Origin of the sequence: Streptomyces violaceusniger Tu 4113 (genome assembly GCF_000147815.2) — a bacterium.
In the GTDB taxonomy this organism is placed as follows: Bacteria; Actinomycetota; Actinomycetes; order Streptomycetales; family Streptomycetaceae; genus Streptomyces; species Streptomyces violaceusniger_A.
Genome location: NC_015957.1, coordinates 8493232 through 8511189, shown reverse-complemented (window position 1 = coordinate 8511189; position 17958 = coordinate 8493232). Strand labels below are relative to the sequence as shown.

At 71.1% G+C, this 17958-nt stretch carries 16 protein-coding genes; 8 read left to right on the top strand and 8 right to left on the bottom strand.

What is annotated here, in order from left to right; genetic code table 11:
* Positions 1 to 35: 35 nt before the first annotated feature.
* Entirely contained in the window at positions 36 to 2129 is a 2094-nt protein-coding gene (locus STRVI_RS34875; RefSeq protein WP_014060276.1) for an MDR family MFS transporter, read from the top strand.
* Positions 2130 to 2141: 12 nt separating this feature from the next.
* On the opposite strand, the gene STRVI_RS34870 is transcribed toward STRVI_RS34875, so the two are convergent.
* Positions 2142 to 2717: a GNAT family N-acetyltransferase gene (locus STRVI_RS34870; protein WP_014060275.1), complete on the bottom strand. Its 576-nt coding sequence runs from the start codon at positions 2715 to 2717 to the stop codon at positions 2142 to 2144.
* 126 nt (positions 2718 to 2843) lie between these two features.
* Here STRVI_RS34870 and STRVI_RS34865 point away from each other — a divergent pair, with 126 nt between their 5' ends.
* The 5 genes from STRVI_RS34865 (at position 2844) to STRVI_RS34845 (ending at position 6683) form a co-directional block, all read left to right on the top strand.
* Entirely contained in the window at positions 2844 to 3566 is a 723-nt protein-coding gene (locus STRVI_RS34865; RefSeq protein WP_014060274.1) for a hypothetical protein, read from the top strand.
* The gene (locus STRVI_RS53825; RefSeq protein WP_208949198.1) at positions 3563 to 4126 is read left to right on the top strand and encodes a hypothetical protein; all 564 of its coding nucleotides are present in this window, start codon (positions 3563 to 3565) and stop codon (positions 4124 to 4126) included. The genes STRVI_RS34865 and STRVI_RS53825 overlap by 4 nt, the downstream gene beginning before the upstream one ends.
* Before the next feature lie 127 nt (positions 4127 to 4253).
* The gene (locus tag STRVI_RS34855; protein ID WP_043240816.1) at positions 4254 to 4829 is read left to right on the top strand and encodes a helix-turn-helix domain-containing protein; all 576 of its coding nucleotides are present in this window, start codon (positions 4254 to 4256) and stop codon (positions 4827 to 4829) included.
* Between the two features lie 66 nt (positions 4830 to 4895).
* Positions 4896 to 5438 carry a GNAT family N-acetyltransferase gene (locus STRVI_RS34850; RefSeq protein ID WP_251982796.1) on the top strand — a complete coding sequence of 181 codons (543 nt, stop codon included), beginning with the start codon at positions 4896 to 4898 and terminating at the stop codon, positions 5436 to 5438.
* A 99-nt stretch (positions 5439 to 5537) separates the two neighbouring features.
* Complete coding sequence (locus tag STRVI_RS34845) at positions 5538 to 6683, top strand: serine hydrolase domain-containing protein (RefSeq protein ID WP_014060270.1); 1146 nt, start codon at positions 5538 to 5540, stop codon at positions 6681 to 6683.
* Between the two features lie 123 nt (positions 6684 to 6806).
* Here the strand turns inward: STRVI_RS34845 and thrS are convergent, their stop codons facing one another.
* The 7 genes from thrS to STRVI_RS34810 all read right to left on the bottom strand — a co-directional run bounded on the left by thrS (position 6807) and on the right by STRVI_RS34810 (position 14702).
* A complete protein-coding gene (gene thrS, locus STRVI_RS34840) occupies positions 6807 to 8084 on the bottom strand; it encodes a threonine--tRNA ligase (protein WP_353477089.1) in 1278 nt (425 codons plus the stop codon).
* 786 nt (positions 8085 to 8870) lie between these two features.
* Positions 8871 to 10115, bottom strand: coding sequence for an NAD(P)/FAD-dependent oxidoreductase (locus tag STRVI_RS34835; protein WP_014060268.1), 1245 nt, complete (start codon positions 10113 to 10115; stop codon positions 8871 to 8873).
* Positions 10112 to 10309, bottom strand: a complete 198-nt coding sequence (locus tag STRVI_RS34830; protein ID WP_014060267.1) for a ferredoxin — start codon at positions 10307 to 10309, stop codon at positions 10112 to 10114. The genes STRVI_RS34835 and STRVI_RS34830 overlap by 4 nt, the downstream gene beginning before the upstream one ends.
* Before the next feature lie 22 nt (positions 10310 to 10331).
* Positions 10332 to 11576 (bottom strand): cytochrome P450, encoded by a 1245-nt coding sequence (locus STRVI_RS34825; RefSeq protein ID WP_014060266.1) that lies wholly within the window; start codon positions 11574 to 11576, stop codon positions 10332 to 10334.
* A gap of 123 nt (positions 11577 to 11699) precedes the next feature.
* Positions 11700 to 12437, bottom strand: coding sequence for a sensor histidine kinase (locus tag STRVI_RS34820; protein ID WP_014060265.1), 738 nt, complete (start codon positions 12435 to 12437; stop codon positions 11700 to 11702).
* A 38-nt stretch (positions 12438 to 12475) separates the two neighbouring features.
* On the bottom strand, positions 12476 to 13210 hold the full coding sequence (locus tag STRVI_RS34815) for a response regulator transcription factor (protein WP_014060264.1): 735 nt from the start codon (positions 13208 to 13210) through the stop codon (positions 12476 to 12478).
* Positions 13137 to 14702 carry an acyltransferase gene (locus STRVI_RS34810; protein ID WP_078505498.1) on the bottom strand — a complete coding sequence of 522 codons (1566 nt, stop codon included), beginning with the start codon at positions 14700 to 14702 and terminating at the stop codon, positions 13137 to 13139. The genes STRVI_RS34815 and STRVI_RS34810 overlap by 74 nt, the downstream gene beginning before the upstream one ends.
* Before the next feature lie 479 nt (positions 14703 to 15181).
* Between STRVI_RS34810 and STRVI_RS34805 the strand changes: the two genes are divergently transcribed.
* Both STRVI_RS34805 and STRVI_RS34800 read left to right on the top strand, forming a co-directional pair.
* On the top strand, positions 15182 to 16510 hold the full coding sequence (locus tag STRVI_RS34805; protein WP_014060262.1) for a phosphatase PAP2 family protein: 1329 nt from the start codon (positions 15182 to 15184) through the stop codon (positions 16508 to 16510).
* Positions 16511 to 16622: 112 nt separating this feature from the next.
* Positions 16623 to 17900, top strand: a complete 1278-nt coding sequence (locus STRVI_RS34800; RefSeq protein ID WP_014060261.1) for an exo-alpha-sialidase — start codon at positions 16623 to 16625, stop codon at positions 17898 to 17900.
* Positions 17901 to 17958 lie beyond the last annotated feature (58 nt).

Below are 17958 nucleotides of genomic sequence, written 5' to 3'. Positions count from 1 at the left end.
ATGAAGAGGGAACGGAGGAGCGAGGAGGAGTCGCCATGGCGCGGGACGGCGGCAGCCCGGCTCCGGCCCCAGGAGCCCCCGACGCCGTGGACCTGGGCCCGCGAGAGGGCCGGCCGCGGCGCACGGTCATGGTGGCCATCGGCGCGCTGCTGCTCGGCATGCTGCTCGCCGCGCTCGATCAGACGATCGTCTCCACCGCGCTGCCCACGATCGTCAGCGACCTCGGCGGCCTGGAGCATCTGTCCTGGGTCGTCACCGCGTATCTCCTCGCCTCGACCGCGGCCACCCCGCTGTGGGGCAAGCTCGGCGACCAGTACGGCCGTAAGAGGCTCTTCCAGACCGCGATCGTCATCTTCCTGATCGGCTCCGCGCTGTGCGGGCTCGCCGGGAACATGGCGGAACTCATCGCCTTCCGCGCGCTGCAGGGGCTGGGCGGCGGCGGCCTCATGGTCCTGTCGATGGCGATCGTCGGCGATATCGTCCCGCCCCGTGACCGCGGCCGCTACCAGGGTCTCTTCGGCGCCGTCTTCAGCGCCGCCAGTGTGCTGGGGCCGCTGCTGGGCGGGGTGTTCGTCGACCATCTGAGCTGGCGCTGGGTCTTCTACATCAATCTGCCGGTCGGCATCGTCGCCCTCCTCGTCGTCGCCTCCGCGCTGCAGATCCCGGTGCGCCGCACCTCGCACACCATCGACTATCTCGGCACCTTCCTGATCGCCGCGGTCGCCGCCGCCCTGGTGCTGATGACCTCCCTCGGCGGGGTCACCTACGGCTGGGGGTCCTGGCAGATCATCGGGCTCGCGGTGGTCGGCATGGCGCTGCTGGCGGCCTTCGTACGGGTGGAGTTCCGCGCGGCCGAGCCGGTGCTGCCGCTCACCCTCTTCCGCAGCCGCACCTTCACGCTGTGCGCGGTCATCGGCTTCATCGTCGGTTTCGCGATGTTCGGCAGCATGACCTATCTGCCGACCTTCCTCCAGATCGTGCAGGGCGTCTCGCCGACCACCTCGGGCCTCCACCTCCTGCCGCTGGTCCTCGGCACGCTTGTCTCCTCCACCGTCTCCGGCCATCTGGTCAGCCGCACCGGCCGCTACAAGGTCTTCCCGGTCCTGGGCACCGCGATCACCGCCGTCGGCCTGCTGCTTCTGCACCAGTTGCGGGAGTCCAGCGGGGTGGCGGAGATGAGCGCGTACTTCTTCGTCTTCGGCTGCGGTCTCGGCCTGGTCATCCAGGTGCTGGTGCTGATCGTGCAGAACTCCGTCAGCTATCGGGACCTGGGCGTCGCCACCTCCGGCGCGACCTTCTTCCGCTCGATCGGCGCCTCGTTCGGCGTCTCCGTCTTCGGCACGATCTTCGCCAACAACCTCGGCCCCCATATCGCCGACGCCCTCGCCGGGCGACGCCTGCCACCCGGGATCACCCCCGGCGCCCTCACCTCCGACCCCCGGAGCCTCGGCCGGCTGTCCCCGGTGGACCGGGCGGCGGTGCGGCACGCGTTCTCCGTCTCCATCACCGACGTCTTCCTCTACGCGGTGCCGGTCGTGCTGCTCGCCTTCGTCCTCGCCTGGTACCTCCGGGAGGAGCCGCTGCGCGGCAGCGTCACCGCGCCCGACGGCAGCGAAATACTCGCCAGCAACCCCGTCCAACGCTCCTCGCACGAGGAGTGCGCCCGGGCGCTGTCCCTGCTCGGCAGCCGGGAGGGCCGCCGGAAGATCTACGTCGACATCACCCGGCGCGCCGGGCTCGACCTCAGACCGGCCGCGAGCTGGATGCTGCTGCGCATCCACCACTACGGCTCGGTCGAACCCGCGATGCTCGCGGAGCGCTCGCCCGTACCGCTGCGGGTCATCACCGAGGCGGCCCGGCAGATCGAGGAGCGCGGCCTCGGCCGCCGCTACGGACTGGACCTGATCCTCACGGACGACGGCCGCGAGGTCGCGACCAGGCTCTACCGGGCCCGCGAGGCGTCCCTCGCGGAACTCCTGGGCGACTGGTGGTCACCCGACCGCCCGACCGACCTGAGCGAGCTGGTGGACGAGCTGACGCACGAGCTGTGCGGCTCGGACGCGGAACAGCCGGGAGACGGCACCCCCCGCCCCGACCACCGCCGCCCCCCGCCACCGCGCACGCCCTGACCGCGGGGGCCCTCAGCCCAGCTCCTTGACCATCCAGACCTCGGCGTACGGCCCCGCCGTGAAGGGAGGGACCTCCCGGTATCCATGCCGCGCGTACAGCGCGCGGGCCTCGACCAGGTCGAGGCGGGTGTCGAGCGCGATCCGCTCGGCGCCCAGTTCGCCCGCCGCCGTCTCGACGGCCGCGAGCAGCACGGCGCCGCCGCCCAGCCCCCGCTTGGCGGGCCGTACGTACACCCGCTTCAGCTCCGCCGCCCGCGTCAGCTCCGGCGTACGCTCGTCCAGCAGCCGCATCCCCGCACATCCGGCGAGTTCGCCATCGTGATGCGCCAGCAGGAAGATCCCCCGCGGCGGGGCGAGATCGTCGCTGGGCATCTCCGCGAGCGCCTGCTCGATCTCCTCCGGGGTCGAGTCCCGCTCCTCGTGGAGCTGGTAGTAGCGGTCCGCGACATCGACGAGGTACTCGCGCAGCAGCATGGCCGAGACCGGATCGTCGACGGGCCGCGCGGCGATCGTCCAGCCCCTCGTCGGCTCCGTCGCGGGGGAGGCCGGGGCGCGCGAACCGGCCTGGGCACGTGGCGTACTCGTCATGCTCGGCATCCTGGCACCCACCACCGGCCTTACGCAGCGCAGTTTGAGGGCCGAAGACCGGGCTACCCGAATAGAGGAGCCCCCCGAACGCGGAGGGGGAAGCGAGCGGGAAGGCAGAAACAGACCATGTCAACTGCTGTAATCAGCATCGTGGTTGTCGTCGCGGTCGTCCTCGCGGCCGCGCTCATCATCCGCGTCGTCCGTGCGGGCGCCAGCCGTAGGGAACGCGCTCTGCGACGCCGCTTCGGGCCCGAGTACGAACTGAACGTCGCCCAGCACGCGGGCGACACCAAGGCGGCGGAGCGGGAGCTGGACGAACGGCTGCGGCTGTACGGCGATCTGAGGTCCCAGCCCCTGCCCGGTGAGCTGCGCGAGCGGTACGTGGCCGAGTGGGCGGCCGTGCAGGAGATGTTCATCGAGTCTCCGGAACGCGCGGTGACCAGCGCCGATCGGCTGCTGGCCCGCCTCGCCCACGACCGCGGCTATCCGTCGGACCGTTACGAGGAGCAGGTGGCGGCGCTGTCCGTGCACCACGCCGAGCACGTCCAGGGCTACCGGCAGATCCATGACACGGCCGGCCTCGCCCGCGAGGGGCGCGCGGACACCGAGGAGCTGCGCGAGGCCGTGGTGCACGCCCGGCCGTTCTTCGAGGACCTGGTCAGGCCCCCGCACCACGGCGCCACGACCGGCGCCACGACCGGCCCCGAGACCGCGCGGCAGCCCTACGGCGAGCGGCGGAGCGGGAGCGGACTGCGCCGGTGGCTGCCCGGGACCGGAACCGGATCCGGAACCAGGGCCGGGACGGGCCACACGCGGTTCGGCCACACCAGGAAGGGCGGCGCGTGGTGACGGATCCGACCGACCCGGCGGAGCCGGCGGAGCACGACGGCCGACGGCGCCATGGATGGGAGAAGCATGAAGTGGCGCCGCTGTCCCAGGCGGTGGGCAACAGGGACACCAGGGAAGCGGCGGATCCGATGACGTCCTGGCACTCGCCGATGCCGACGAACGGAACACGGCCGTCGAACGGATCGCGGCCGTCGAACGGAACGAAGCCGACGACACAGCAGCCGTCCGGGTCGTCCGGACCGTCCGTGTCGCCCGCCGAGCAGCCGAACACCCCGAACGGCCCCAGCTTCCCCGTGCTGCCGACAAGCGAGCACGACATGCTGGCCCAGCGGCTGCGGTACGCGGTCAGCGGCTTCGTGGACTCCCCACGCGGCGCCGTCGAGGAGGCCGATGCCCTGCTCGCGGAGGTGGCCACCCGGCTCGCCGATCTCCTGGCCGAGCGCCGCGGCACGCTCCGTGCCGCCTGGCACGAGGATGACGCGGTCATCTCGGAGACGGAGGAGCTGCGCCTGGCGATGCGGGGCTACCGCAATGTGCTGGAGCGCCTCATCAGCATCTGATTGCCCAACACCGCCAACATCGCCAACACCGGCAAAACGGCCAGAACCACCAGGACCTCCCCTTGGTCACCGCCCGGCTTCCCTCCGGGTGGTGACCATCTCCCATTTCTGGGATACCTTCTCGAATATGAGAGATTCGGGGATCGTCGAACCGCTGGAGGCCCGTCTGGCCACCCGCCTCGGCGACTTGCGCAGGGAACGAGGCTGGTCGCTGGACGAGTTGGCGCGGCGGACGGGCATCAGCCGTTCGACGCTGTCACGTCTCGAACGCGGCGAGATCAGCCCGACCGCCGCCCTGCTCAACACGTTGTGCGCGGCCTACGAGCGCACGATGTCGCGACTGCTGGCCGAGGTGGAGGCGGAGCCGCCCCAGGTGGTACGCGCCGCCGCGCAGCCGGTGTGGCGGGACGAGACCTCGGGGTTCGCCCGCCGCTCGGTGTCCCCGCCGCATGCGGGGCTGCGCGGTGAGGTGGTCGAGGGCACGCTGCGCCCGGGCGCGGACATCGCGTACGACGGACCACCGGTCCCGGGCGTCGAGCAGCACATCTGGGTTCTGGAGGGCGCGGTGGAGATCACGGCCAACGGTCAGGCATACGCGCTCGGGGCGGGGGACTGCCTGCGGTTCCGGCTGTGGGGAAGCTCGCGATTCCGCTGCGTGGGCCCCGATCCGGTGCGCTACGCGCTGATGGTCGTCCTGCCGTAGCGGCACCGCAGTACCGCAGCACCGCGCCCCCCCCCAAGCCCACCCCGCAGAAAGATGAAGCACCGCGTGTCCGCACCACACCGAATCGACCGCCTGACCGCCGCCGACTTCCCCGACACCGTCAAGAGCCTGGCCGAGCTCCTGGTCGACGCCGTCGACGACGGTGCCTCCATGGGTTTCCTGGCCCCCTTCGACCATGAGACCGCCGTGACCTGGTGGCAGACGCAGACCCCGGTGGTGGCCGACGGCACCCTGGCCGTCTGGGTCTGCCACGACACCGACGGCATAACCGGCACCGTCAGCCTGGCCTTCTCCCAGAAGCCCAACGGCCGTCACCGGGCCGAGCTCCTCAAACTGATCGTCCATCGCGAGGCCCGGGGCCAGGGCATCGCCCGCGCCCTCCTGGCCACCGCCGAAGCCGCCGCCACCGCCGCCGGGGTCACCCTCCTGCTCCTGGACACCCGCACCGGCAGCCCCGCCGAGTGGGTCTACAGCGCCGAGGGCTGGACCCGCTACGGCATCGTCCCCGCCTACGCCGCCGACCCGGACGGCTCCCTGGAGGACTGCAGCTTCTTCTACAAACACCTCACGACGCCGACCGGGTCGTAAATCGGTCGTACCGGGGGCGGGCCACGGCCTACCGTGGCGCGGTTGTGATCAGGCAGGTTCGGGCAGAGCCGGCCAGGGGCCGTGAAGGGGCGGGGCGCGATGGAGCGGTACAGCGGGTGGGCCGATGAGGGGTTCGGCGGTGTCGCCGAGGAGTTCGCGCGGAACTTCGAGGAGTTTCCCGAACTCGGGGCGGCGGTCACCGTCTTCACCGGTGGACGCAAGGTCGTGGAGCTGTGGGGCGGGGTCGCGGACCAGGGGAGCGGGCGGGCGTGGGAGAGGGACACCGCCGTGCCGGTGTTCTCGTGCGCCAAGGGCATCGTGAGCGTCTGCGCCCACCTCCTCGCGCAGGAGGGGCGGCTGGACCTCGATGCCCCGGTGAGCCGGTACTGGCCGGAGTTCGGCCGGTACGGCAAGGAGGCCATCACCTGCCGGATGGTCCTCGGGCACCGGGCGGGGGTCCCCGTGCTCGACCGGATGCTGACGTTCGAGGAGATCGCCGACTGGGCGCCGGTGATCCGCGCCGTCGAGGGGCAGACGCCGTTGTGGGAGCCGGGCGCGTCGTACGAGTACCACGGCCATGTCTTCGGCTTCCTCATCGGTGAGGTGATCCGGCGGATCACCGGCCACACCCCGGGCGCGTACTTCCGTCAGGCCGTGGGGGATCCGCTGGGGCTGCGGGCCTGGATCGGGCTGCCGACGGCGGAGCTGGCCGGGCGGGCCCGGCTGGTCGAGGCCGAGGGGCGGCCCGGGATGCCGGGGCCCGAAAATCTGCTGACCCGCATCGTGACCATGAACGGCGCGCTGGTCTTCCCCGGCCTCGACGAGCCGCACGGCTGGAACGACCCCGCGTTGCTCGGCACGGAGCTGCCCGGCGCGGGTGCCACCGCGTCGGCGAGCGGGCTCGCCGGGCTGTACGCGGCGGCCGTGACCGGTATCGACGGCCATCGGCGGCTGCTGAGCCCCGAGACCGTGACGGACGCGGTCCGCGAGATCTCGTCCGGCAAGGGATGGCTGGGCTTCGACATGGGAGCGCGCTGGGGCTCGGGCTTTCTGCTCGACTCGCCGTCCTTCCGGCCGATGCTGGGGGAGCGCAGCTTCGGCAACGACGGGGCGGGCGGTCAGTTCGCCTTCGGCGACGACGAGTTCGGCGTGGGCTTCGCCTATGTGGCCAACCGCATGATCGGCCACGGCGACGCCCGCGCCACCCGCCTCGTCGCCGCCCTGCGGGAGTCTTTGGGCGGCTGATCCGCCCCCACCCCGCCCTTTCCCGAAACGGGGGCTCCGCCCCGGACCCCGGCGGGGCTCTGCCCCGGTTCCCGGCGGGGCTCTGCCCCGGACCCCGGCGGGGCTCTGCCCCGGACCCGCTCCTCAATCGCCGGAGGGGCTGGGGCGGGGGGCCCACAGCTCGTTGCTGTGTGCCTTCACCAGTGCGTTGATCCGGGACAGCGCCTCCCCGACCGGTAGCGGGTCCAGCCGGCGGCCGTCCCGCAGCCGCAGGGCCACCCGGTCGTCCCCGGCCTCCCTGGCGCCCACGACGGCCTGGTAGGGCACCAGGCGGGCCTCCCGGATCCGGGCGCCCAGGCTGCCGCGCTCCGGTCCGGCGAGCTCCGCGCGCAGCCCGAGGTCCACGCACCGCCGGACGAGCGCCTCGGCGTGCGGCAGTTCGGCCTCGGAGATCGGCAGGACCACGAGCTGAGTGGGGGCGAGCCAGGCGGGGAAGGCCCCGCCGTGCTCCTCGATGAGATGGGCCACGGCCCGTTCCACACTGCCGATGATGCTGCGGTGGACCATGACCGGACGGTGCCGGGCGCCGTCCGGCCCGATGTAGTGCAGATCGAACTGCTCGGGCTGGTGGAAGTCGACCTGGACGGTGGACAGGGTGGACTCCCGGCCCGCCCCGTCGGCGACCTGTACATCGATCTTGGGGCCGTAGAACGCGGCCTCGCCCTCCACCGCCTCGTACGGCAGACCGGAGCCGTCCAGGACGTCGGTCAGCAGGGCGGTCGAACGACGCCACATCTCGGGGGCGGCGACGTACTTGCCGCCGGGGCCCGGGAGGGAGAGCCGATAGCGGGCCGGGGTCATGCCGAGCGCCTCGTACGCCCGGCGGATCATCTCCAGGGCCGCCCCCGCCTCGTCGGCGACCTGGTCCAGGGTGCAGAAGATATGGGCGTCGTTGAGCTGGATGGCCCGGACCCGGGTCAGCCCGCCGAGCACCCCCGACAGCTCCGAACGGTACATCCCGCCCAACTCGGCCATCCGCAGCGGCAGTTCGCGGTAGCTGTGGCCGCGGGAGCGGTAGATGACCGCATGGTGGGGGCACAGACTCGGACGCAGGACGACCTGCTCCGCGCCCAGCTCCATCGGGGGAAACATGTCGTCGCTGTAGTGCGACCAGTGCCCCGACAGCTCGTACAGCTCCCGTTTGCCGAGCACCGGCGAGTACACATGCCGGTAGCCCGCCCGCCGCTCGGCGTCGCGGATGTACTCCTCCAGGGTGTGCCGTACGGTCGCGCCGTCGGGCAGCCAGTACGGCAGCCCCGCGCCGATCAGCGGGTCGGTGTCGAACAGGCCCAGCTCACGGCCCAGTTTGCGGTGGTCGGACATCGCGGTCTCCTCGTCGACGTGGCGGACGTCGGTGGCTATCGGGCGAGTGACCGCACGGCGAAGCCCCGGGGCACTCGCCCCGGGGCTTCGGATCAGAACATCGATCAGCGCGCCGGGACACTCTCCGGCGTCGTCGTCATGGCGACGATGGCAGCGATGGCAGCGCGCTTCATGCCGCTGACCGTAGCAAGCCCCGACGCGGCCCGTCCGGCATTTTCTCCGGGCACGGGTTCCGCCGGGCCACGGCTGCGGCGGAGCCGCCGGGCTACGGCCCGCAGCCACGCCGCAGCGGCGCGGCCTGTAGCTGGTCGCCGGGGCCACGGCCCGCACCCGGGCCCCCGCGCTACGGCCCGGCACTGGGCCGTTGGGTTACGGCCTGTTGCCGGGCCGCCGGGTCGCGGACCGTAGCCGCGCCGGGAGGCCACGGCCCGCAGCTACGGGTTGCTACGCCCTCTCCGGCACCAGCTCGGGTACGGGTCCCGCCGGGCCACGGCCTGCCAGCGGGCCGCCGAGCCACGGCCCGCAGCCACGCCGCAGCGGCGCGGCCTGTAGCTGGTCGCCGCGGTTATGGCCCGCAGCCGGGCCGCCGTGCCAGGGCCCGCACTGGGCCGTTGTGCTACGGCCTACCGCCGGGCCGCCGGGTCGCGGACCGTAGCCGCCCTGCAGTGGCGAGGCCTGCAACTGGTCGCCAGGGCCACGGCCTGCGGCCAGGCCGCCGCGCCACGGCCTGCACTGGGCCGTTGGGCTACGGCCTGCCGTTGGGCCACGGCCCGCAGCCGCGCCGTCGGGGCCACGGCCGCCAGCCGGGCCGCGGGCCACGGCCCGCTACGCCCCCTCCGGCACCAGCTCTCCCACCGCGTCCCGCCACGCGGCCCGTGTCGCGACCGCCTGTCGCCAGGTGCGGATCGCCTTCGGGGGCATGCCGACGGCCAGTACACCGGCCACCCGGTCCCCGGAGCGGTAGACGGCCAGGAACTTCCGTTCCTCCAGGGCGCCCTCCACGATCGCGACCTCTTCGTGGCCGCGCAGGTGGCCGTGGGCCTGGATCCGGAGGTCGTACTGGTCCGACCAGAAGTACGGCACCGGGGCGAACGGCCGCCGCTCGTCCGGGCGGAGGAGGTTGCGGGCCACGGCCATGCCCTGTTCGGTGGCGTTGGTCCGGTGCTCGATCCGCATCGCCGTGCCGAACAGCGGGTTGTGCCAGCGGGCCACATCCCCCGCGCCGTACACATCCGGCGCGGCGGCGCTGTACTCATCGCACTCCAGGCCGTCGCCCAGGGTGAGGCCACTGCCCTCCAGCCAGCCGGTGTTGGGCACCGAGCCGATCGCGACCAGTACCTCATCGGCCTCGACCAGCGTGCCGTCCGCCAGCCGCACCCCGCCGTCGGCCACCTCGGCCACCATGACGCCGGTGCGCAGATCGACGCCGTGGTCGTGGTGGGCCTGGGCGAGCACCCGGCCGACCCGTTCGCCGACCGCCGGGGCCAGTGGCACCGGCACCGGTTCCAGCAGGGTCACCTCCGTACCGAGCCCCCGGGCGACGGCGGCCGCCTCGGCGCCGAGGAACCCGGCGCCGACCACCGCCAGCCGCCGCCCCGGGCCCAGCCGGTCCCGCAGGGCCAGGGCGTCGTCCAGGGTGCGCAGCACATGCGCGCGCTTCCCACGGTCACCACGGTCACCGGGGTTGCCGTTGCCGTCGCCGTCGCCGTCGCCTTCCCCGTCGCCGGGCAGTCGGCGGGGGCGGACGCCGGTGGCGATGACCAGGCCCTCGTACGGCACCCGCTCCCCGTCGGCCAGCGCGACCGTACGGCCCGCGAGGTCGAGGCCGGTCGCGGCGACCCCGAGGCGCAGATCGAGGCCGAGCGCGTCCAGATCGGCGGGCGCGCGCAGCGGCACCCGGTCGGGCTCCCACTGCCCGCCGAGGATCTGCTTGGACAGCGGTGGCCGGTCGTACGGGTGGTACGGCTCATCGCCGATGAGCGTGATCGTGCCCTCGTACCCCTCCCGGCGCAGCGTCTCCGCCGCCGCCAGACCGGCGGCGGATCCACCGACCACCACCACGTGCTTCACTGCTCGACCACCCGTATCGCCGCCGCCGGGCAGACCACCGCGGACTCACGCACATCGGCGTGGAGTTCGGGCGCGGGCTGCTCGTCCAGCAGGATCACGATGCCGTCCTCCTCCCGCTGGTCGAACACATCGGGTGCGATCATCACGCACTGACCCGACGCCACACACTTGGGAACATCGACTTCCACACGCATGGTGACTCCTTGCCTCCGCTGCTCAAGACGCCCAGGTGACGGGCAGTTCGTAGACGCCGTAGACCAAACCGTCGTCTTTGAACGGTAGTTGGTCGACCCCGGTCGCCAGTCGCAGAGTGGGTATACGGCGGTAGAGCGTGCCGTAGACCACCTGCAGCTCCATCCGGGCCAGCGGCTGGCCCAGGCACTGGTGGACGCCGAAGCCGAACGCCATGTGGCGGCGGGCGTCGCGGCCGATGTCCAGCCGCTCGGGCTCGGGGAAGACCTCCGCGTCCCAGTTGCCGGTGCCGGTGTAGACGATGATCCCGTCCCCGGCGCGGATGGTCTCGCCGCCGATCTCGATGTCCTCCCGTGCGACCCGGCGCCGGCCGTTGTGCACGATGGACAGATAGCGCAGGAGTTCCTCGACGGCCCTGGCGACCGCCTTCGGGTCGTCGGTCTCCCGCAGGACGGCGAGCTGGTCGGGGTTCTCCAGCAGGGCGGCGGTGCCGAGGGCGATCATGTTGGCGGTGGTCTCGTGACCGGCGATCAGCAGCAGCACGCCCATGTTGGCGGCCTCGCGCTGGGTCAGCTCACCGGCCCTGACCCGGGCGGCCAGCTCGGAGAGCATGTCGTCGGCGGGGGCGGCGAGTTTGGCGGCGACCAGGTCGTCCAGATAGTCGGTCAGCGCCTCGTTGGCACCGACGACCTCCTCGGCCGTGGAGTTACGGTTGATCATGAGCGAGCTGTTGCGCTGGAAGAAGTCGTGGTCCGCGTACGGCACTCCGAGCAGCTTGCAGATCACCAGCGACGGCAGCGGCAGCGCGAACGCCTGCACCAGGTCGACCGGGGTCGGCCCGGCCAGCATGGAGTCGATCAGATCGTCGGTGATCCGCTGGATCTCGGGCCGCATCGCCTCGACCCGCTTGATGGCGAACGGTGCGGTGACCATCCGGCGGATCCGGGCGTGCTCGGGGTCGTCCATGGTGATGAAGGAGCGCCGCCGCCCGGCGTTCTCGCGGAAGCCGGCGCTCGCATGCGGAAAGCCGGGCCGGGTGGCCTCGGAGCTGACCCGCGGGTCGCCGAGCAGGGCGCGCTGGTCGGCGTACCGGGTCACCAGCCAGGGGGCGCTGCCGTCCCACAACCGCACCCGGGCGACCGGCCGTTCGGTGTGCAGGGCCTGTGCGGTCGGGGGCGGGGCGAAGGGGCAGCCGGTCGCCCGCGGCATCGGGAACTCCGGAAGCGGCTCTTCCGCCTCGGCCGTGGTCTCTGCCAGCGTCTCGGTCATGTCTCTCCTCGGGAGGGGGGATTCCGATGGGAGCGGAGCGTGAACCTTCGCGTCAGGGGGGACGTGAACCTTCGCGTTACGGGGACGATGACCAGCGAACCCGCTGGACCTGACGCCCTCCGGTCAGTTTCCTGACGAAACGCTGACTGTGGGCAAGGTCACAGTGACCGTGGTGCCGCGGTCCGGTGCGCTGCGCACGCTCACCTCGCCGCCGTGCCGCTCGACCACCCGCCGCACGATGGAGAGGCCGAGGCCGCCGCCCAGCTCGATCCGGCCGTCCGCGGAGCGGGGGGCGGTGAGCCGGGCGATGTCGTGCGGGCTCATGCCCGGCCCCTGGTCGCTGACCGACAGCTCGACGTGCGGCTGCCCACCGGACCCGGCCACCGGGCCGCGCACCGCCACGGTCACCGGGGACCCGGCGGGGGTGTGCCGCAGCGCGTTGCCCAGCAGATTGCGGATGGCGTGCCGCAGCATGCGGTTGTCGGCGACGAGGGTCGCCCGGCCGGAGTTCTCGCGGGCGATGGGGCGTTCGGGGTCGAGCAGCCCCAGATCCGCCACCGCCTCGTCGGCCACGTCCCGCAGATCCACCGGCTCCGCGTCCAGCGGCCGTACCCAGGAGACGTCCGCACGCGGAAACACCTGCTGGACCGCCTGGTGCATATGGTCGGCCTCGTCCTGGATCCGGCGCAGGGCGCGCACCATCAGCTCGGGGTCGTCGCTGAGCCCCTGCAGCGGGAGTTCGGCCCAGCCGCGGATGGTGGTCAAGGAGGTGCGCAGCTCATGCAGCAGGACCTCCAGCCGCTGCTGGCGCTCGTACGCGTCCTCGCCATGGCGCCGGCCGTCCCCGCAGTGCTCATCCATGCTTATCCATGCTTATCCATACGGGCGCTCGTTCCTGTTCATGGGGAGGCGAGCCGGCCGAGCCAGTAGCCGAAGCCACGGCGGGTGTGGATCAGGGCGGGGGCGGTCTCGTCGACCTTGTGGCGGAGCCGGGAGACCAGCTTCTCGATGGCGTTGTCCCCGTAACGCCGGTGGTCCGCCACCCACAGATGCTCGCCGATCTGCTCCTTGGACAGCACCTGCCCCGCGTTGACCAGCAGATAGCGCAGCAGCCGGAACTCGGCGGGGGTCAGCTCCAGCGCCCGCCGACCGCGCCGCGCCTGACGGGTCGTATCGTCCAGCAGCAGATCCGCGTAGCGCGGCGGGGGCTCCTCGCGGCGCCGGGTGCGGGTGCGCAGCAGGGCCTGCACCCGGGCCAGCACCTCGGCGATCCGGAACGGCTTGGTCACGTAGTCGTTTCCGCCGATGCCGAGGCCGGTGACCAGCGAGTCCAGCGAGTCGCGGGCGGTGAGGAAGAGCACCGGCGGATGGTTCTCGTCGGCCGCGACCAGGCGGCGGCACACCGTGAAGCCGTCCAGGTCGGGCAGCATCACATCGAGGATCACCAGGTCGGGCCGCTCCCGTCCGACCCGATCGAGCGCCTCTCCGCCGGTGGCCGCGGTGCCGACCCGGTAACCGGCCAGCTCGAGGGTGGTCGAGAGCAGTTCGGCGATTCTCGATTCATCGTCGACGACGAGGATGTGCTGCCCGCTGCCACGGGCGGGCGCTGGTTTGTCGCTGACACTCCCGTACACGCCATGACACTACGTGAACCGACCGTTCCGGGGCACGGGGCCCTGACCGGGACCGATGAGATCCGGACAGGGCGGGCGGACAGGCCGGACAGGGCGGGGCCCATCCGGGCCGTGGGGGCGTTCGGCCCCCACGGCCCAGGGTCTTCCGCTTTCCTCGGCTTTCGGTTTCCTCGGCTTTCGGTTTTGTCACCCGCCGGCTTTGGGCGATCCGACAGTCAGCGCGGATGCCTCGCCGGAATCCGCGTAACAGTGGAACCGGTCGGTCCAGGACTGTTCCTGAAGGGTCTGGACCAATGTGCGGGGCACTGCCATATGCACATCGCGGCCACCGGGCTCGTCCGCCGGAGTCGGCGCTATGAGTACGGTCCAGGGAGTGGGAAGCGCCGGGACGTCGTACCAGAAGGGCGTGCCCGCTCCGAAGTCGAGGTCGTAGAAGGGGAGTTTCGACCAGTTTGTTGATCACGATGGTGTTCTCGGACTTGTCGAGCGTCATGGTGGGCAGGACGCGCTTGAGGCGGCCCGCCTCGTATTCGGCACGGAGGAACGCCGTTTCCTGGCGGATTTTCTCCTCCGTGTTCTCGGCATAGCCCGCGCGGACCGCCGTGGCGACCTCGCCGACAGGGCGGGAGCGCAGTTCGGCCGCGGTCATCCCGGGCCGGGTGTTGGTGACGGTGTTGCCCCAGTAGCCGTCCGGTACGGCCCCGCCGCCGAAAGCACGGAAGTCGGCGAGGAGGCCCAGCTTTTCCTCGCTCGCGTCGGGGCGGTCCCGCAATGCGCCGAGGACTTTCCACAGATGGGCGGTCAGCGCGTCATTGGTCGACACCCATCGCTCCGTGCCCGCGAGGTCGGCCATCGCGGCGTCCTTCATGGCGGCCAGTTCGGCGGCGGTGAAGCGGGTGGTCACCATCGTCGTCACCTTGGCGACGGCGCTCAGCAGGATACGGGCCACATAGGCGGACTTCCGGCCGCGCTTGGTGACCGTGAAGTGGTCGTTGTCCGGCCGGGCGTCATCCGCGACCGGCGCCGCGAGGGCGTCGATGATGCCGCGGTCGTGGCCGGGTGTGGGGTACCCGAGCCCTCGATGCTCCTTCGACCAGCTCTCCATGAACCGCATATAGGCGGATCCATCGGCCACGGCGTGGTTCATGGTGACACCGAGAACGGAGCCGCCGCCTTTCATATGGGTGAGCTTCACCGTGAATAGCGGTGTGTCGCCGTCGACCACCTGGAGCGGGTTGATCTGACTCAGATAGCGATTGATGCCCTTTTTCGCCGTGTGGTGGGGCCCGTGATCCGGCATGGGCTGGGATACGTAAGTCTCGATGAAGCGCACACCGCTGTCGTCGCAGAGCACGCTGAGGCGGCCGTCGGGATCCTTCTTCATGCGGCCTGAAACCATCGGGAAGTTGCGCAGTGTTCTGCTGAGGGAGGCGCGAAGCGCTTCGCCGTCGAGCGTCTCGCGGAAGAAAAGGTACGTGGGGTGTAGACCAATCCGATGAGCATGTCGTAGACGCTCAAACGTATGCGGTCACCGCTCGCCTCTCCGGCGCACACGGTGGTCGATCGTTTGGTGTCGCTCTCGGTGGCAGTGGGGGATGCCATCATTCGCGCACGTTCTTTCGTTCTGTCCGAGTGTGTTTCTGGGTCGGTGTATTGACCCTACCCCCGGGTCGAGCGCTGTCTCATGACGAGAACTTGTTTCAGGCAATGTTGAAATACGGGCGAGCGCGGTCGGCTCACGGCGACGCACACCGACCCCCGAGGGAGCCTCGTGACCGACTGGGGGCTGCGGCGCCGCGACGGCACTCGCCCGCAGTGCTCCGTTAACATGATCGGACCCCACGACGAGAACCCCCATCGTCCGCCCTTCGCCGGAAAACGGCGCTATCCGGTACGAAGGGTGACCAATACCCAACATCTAGCAAATCGGCCAAAGCATTGATACCTATAGCATCGCGGGTGATTTCCCGGATGAGCCGCAGTACCGCGTTCACCACGTGGCGTCGACCACGGGTGCTGCTGTACGCCGCGGCGAGTGTGGTGGCCCTCGGATTCTTCATCACGCTGGAGATCACCGCGCGCCGCTACGGTCTGCCGGGGCCGGTCACCAATCAGGTGCAAGAGGTGGTATTGCCCCCCAAGTCGGGCTTCCTGTTGTACGCCGGTATGGCCTTGATGATGGTGGTGCTCACCTGGCGGCAACGGTTCATCGCGGTCGGCACCGCGATCGGCATCGACATCGTCTTCTTCCTGGTGCGGTGGGCGGTCGGCGCGAAGGTGACCGACGGCCACCCCTTCGGCAACGGCGCGTTGTGGGTGATGTTGGGCTGTGTGGTCATCGCGCTCACCCGCCGCACCGGCCGGGAACGTGCCCTGCTGCTCAAGGGCGTCGGGCTGGGCCTGGTGCTGGTGGCCGGCCGTAAGACGGGCGATACCTGGCTGCTCATCACGTCCAGGACCCGCCCGATGGTGCTCGACCAGTACGTGGCCACCGCCGATCACGCGCTGGGCAACCCTTCGTGGCTGGTCGGCCGGATCGTCAAGGCCACCGGCCCTATCGGCGCCCATGTCCTCGACTACGTCTACATCCAGCTTGCCGTGGCCGCGGTCGTCGTCACGATGTACCAGCTACGTCATGTGGCGGCCGAGCGCCGCTTCCCGCGCCACCATCTGGTGCGCACCTTCCTGGTCATCGGCCTCGTCGGGCCGGCCGTCTACATGATCTTCCCGGTGGTCGGGCCGGTCTTCGCCTACGGCGCCGACGGCGGGCACTGGGCGCTGGCCAACATGTGGCCGAACACCCTGCCACCGATCAACCCCCCGCACCCGATGCCCTTCGACGAGATCACCCCGCGCAACTGCATGCCCAGCCTGCACACGGCCTGGGCCACCGCGATCTTCATCCATTCCCGCCAGGGCCCACGTCTGCTGCGCTTCGCCGGCACGTTCTGGCTGATCGCGACGCTCGGCGCGACGCTGGGATTCGGCTACCACTACGGCGTGGATCTCATCGCGGGCGTGGTGTTCACCCTCACGATCGAGACCGCGCTGCGCGCGCTCGCACGCGGCTGGGACCGGTCGGGGATCCAACTGGTCGCCCACGGCACGACGGTCTTCGCCGCGCTCCTGGTGTCCTATCGCTTTCTGCCGATGGAGATGGCCGGACATCCGTGGCTGTTCGGACCGCTTCTCCTGCTGGCCATGGGGTCAGTGATCCACGGCTACGTACGGACCACCAGGCTGTGGGAACCGAAGGCCGCACCCGCGCTGCAACCGGAACCGCAGCCCGAGCTGGTGTGAGCGGGTTAGTGAGGCGTTAGCCGATCAGCAGAGGATCATCAGCGACGGCGGAGAGGATGGTGGTCACAGGGCCCGAAGGGCGGGACCACCTGCTGACAAGAGGGGGAGACCCATGTCCCACCGCACCGCACCTCGCACCGCACGTCATCACGCTCGTAAAGTCGCCGCCGTCGCGGTGGCCGCCGTCGCCGCGTTCGGGCTGAGCGCCTGCCAGGACGGTGACTCCAGCGGTGACACCAAGGCCGCGTCCTCGGACAGCGGCTCCCCCGACGCCTCCGCGAAGAGCGGGGCGGGCGACGCGGAGTCCTTGCGCAAGACCGCCCCCACTCCGCTGCGCGACGGCGGGGCCCTCTACCCCCGGGCGATCCGCTTGCAGCACAGCGGCGAGGACAACGGACGCGTGCTCGCCTCGACCGTCGTCCACGACGGCGGCAACGGCATCGGCGCCGTCCAGGAGAGCACCGACGGCGGAGCCGGCTTCAGTCAGGTGGGCACCGTGACCGACCCCAAGTCCGCCGCCGGCCGGGGGCTGTGCTGCGCGACCCTCTACGAGCTGCCGCAACAGGTCGGCGACATGCCGGCCGGCACGCTGCTGTGGGCCGCCTCCTTCGGCCAGGACGCGCCCGGCCGCCGGATGACGATCGAGGTGTTCAAGAGCACCGACGTGGGCCGGAAGTGGTCCCATCTGTCCACGGTCGCGACCGCCGAGGACACCAAGGGGCTGTGGGAGCCGGAGTTCTCCATCGACGCGGAGGGGAACCTGGTCTGCCACTACTCCGACGAGACCGATCCGCGCCACAGCCAGAAGCTCGTCGCCGTACGCTCGCGGGACGGCGTTTCATGGAGCGGCCTCCACGACACCGTCGCCGGCACCCCGGCCTCCGACCGCCCCGGGATGGCGGTCGTACGGAAGCTGCCGACCGGCACGTACGTCATGACGTACGAGATCTGCTCCCAGGACCCCAAGTTCTCCTGCGTCGTGCACTACCGCACCTCTCCCGACGGATGGGACTGGGGCGACCCCACCAACCTCGGCATCCGGCCCGAGACGGCCGACGGCAAGTACTTCAAGCACGCGCCGAACCTGGCCTGGGCACCGGAGGCGGGGAATCCGCAGGGCAAGCTGCTGCTGATCGGACAGGCGATGTACAACGCGGACGGCAGCAGGGCCGAGGGCAGCGGCCGCACGATCTGGACCAACAGCAAGGGCGGCGACGGCGCCTGGCGCGAGATCCCGGCCCCCGTCACCGTGAAATCCGACAAGCTCGACTCCTGCCCCAACTACAGCTCCAGCCTGCTGCCCTCGTCCGACGGGCGCGAGGTACTGGAGATCGCGACCGACTACGACGGCGGAGTGTGCCGGCCGTACCACGCCACGAATGGCACATGACCCGGGCCACTGGCGTCACCAACGCCCTGCGCCACAGCGAGGGAACCTTCACGCTGCG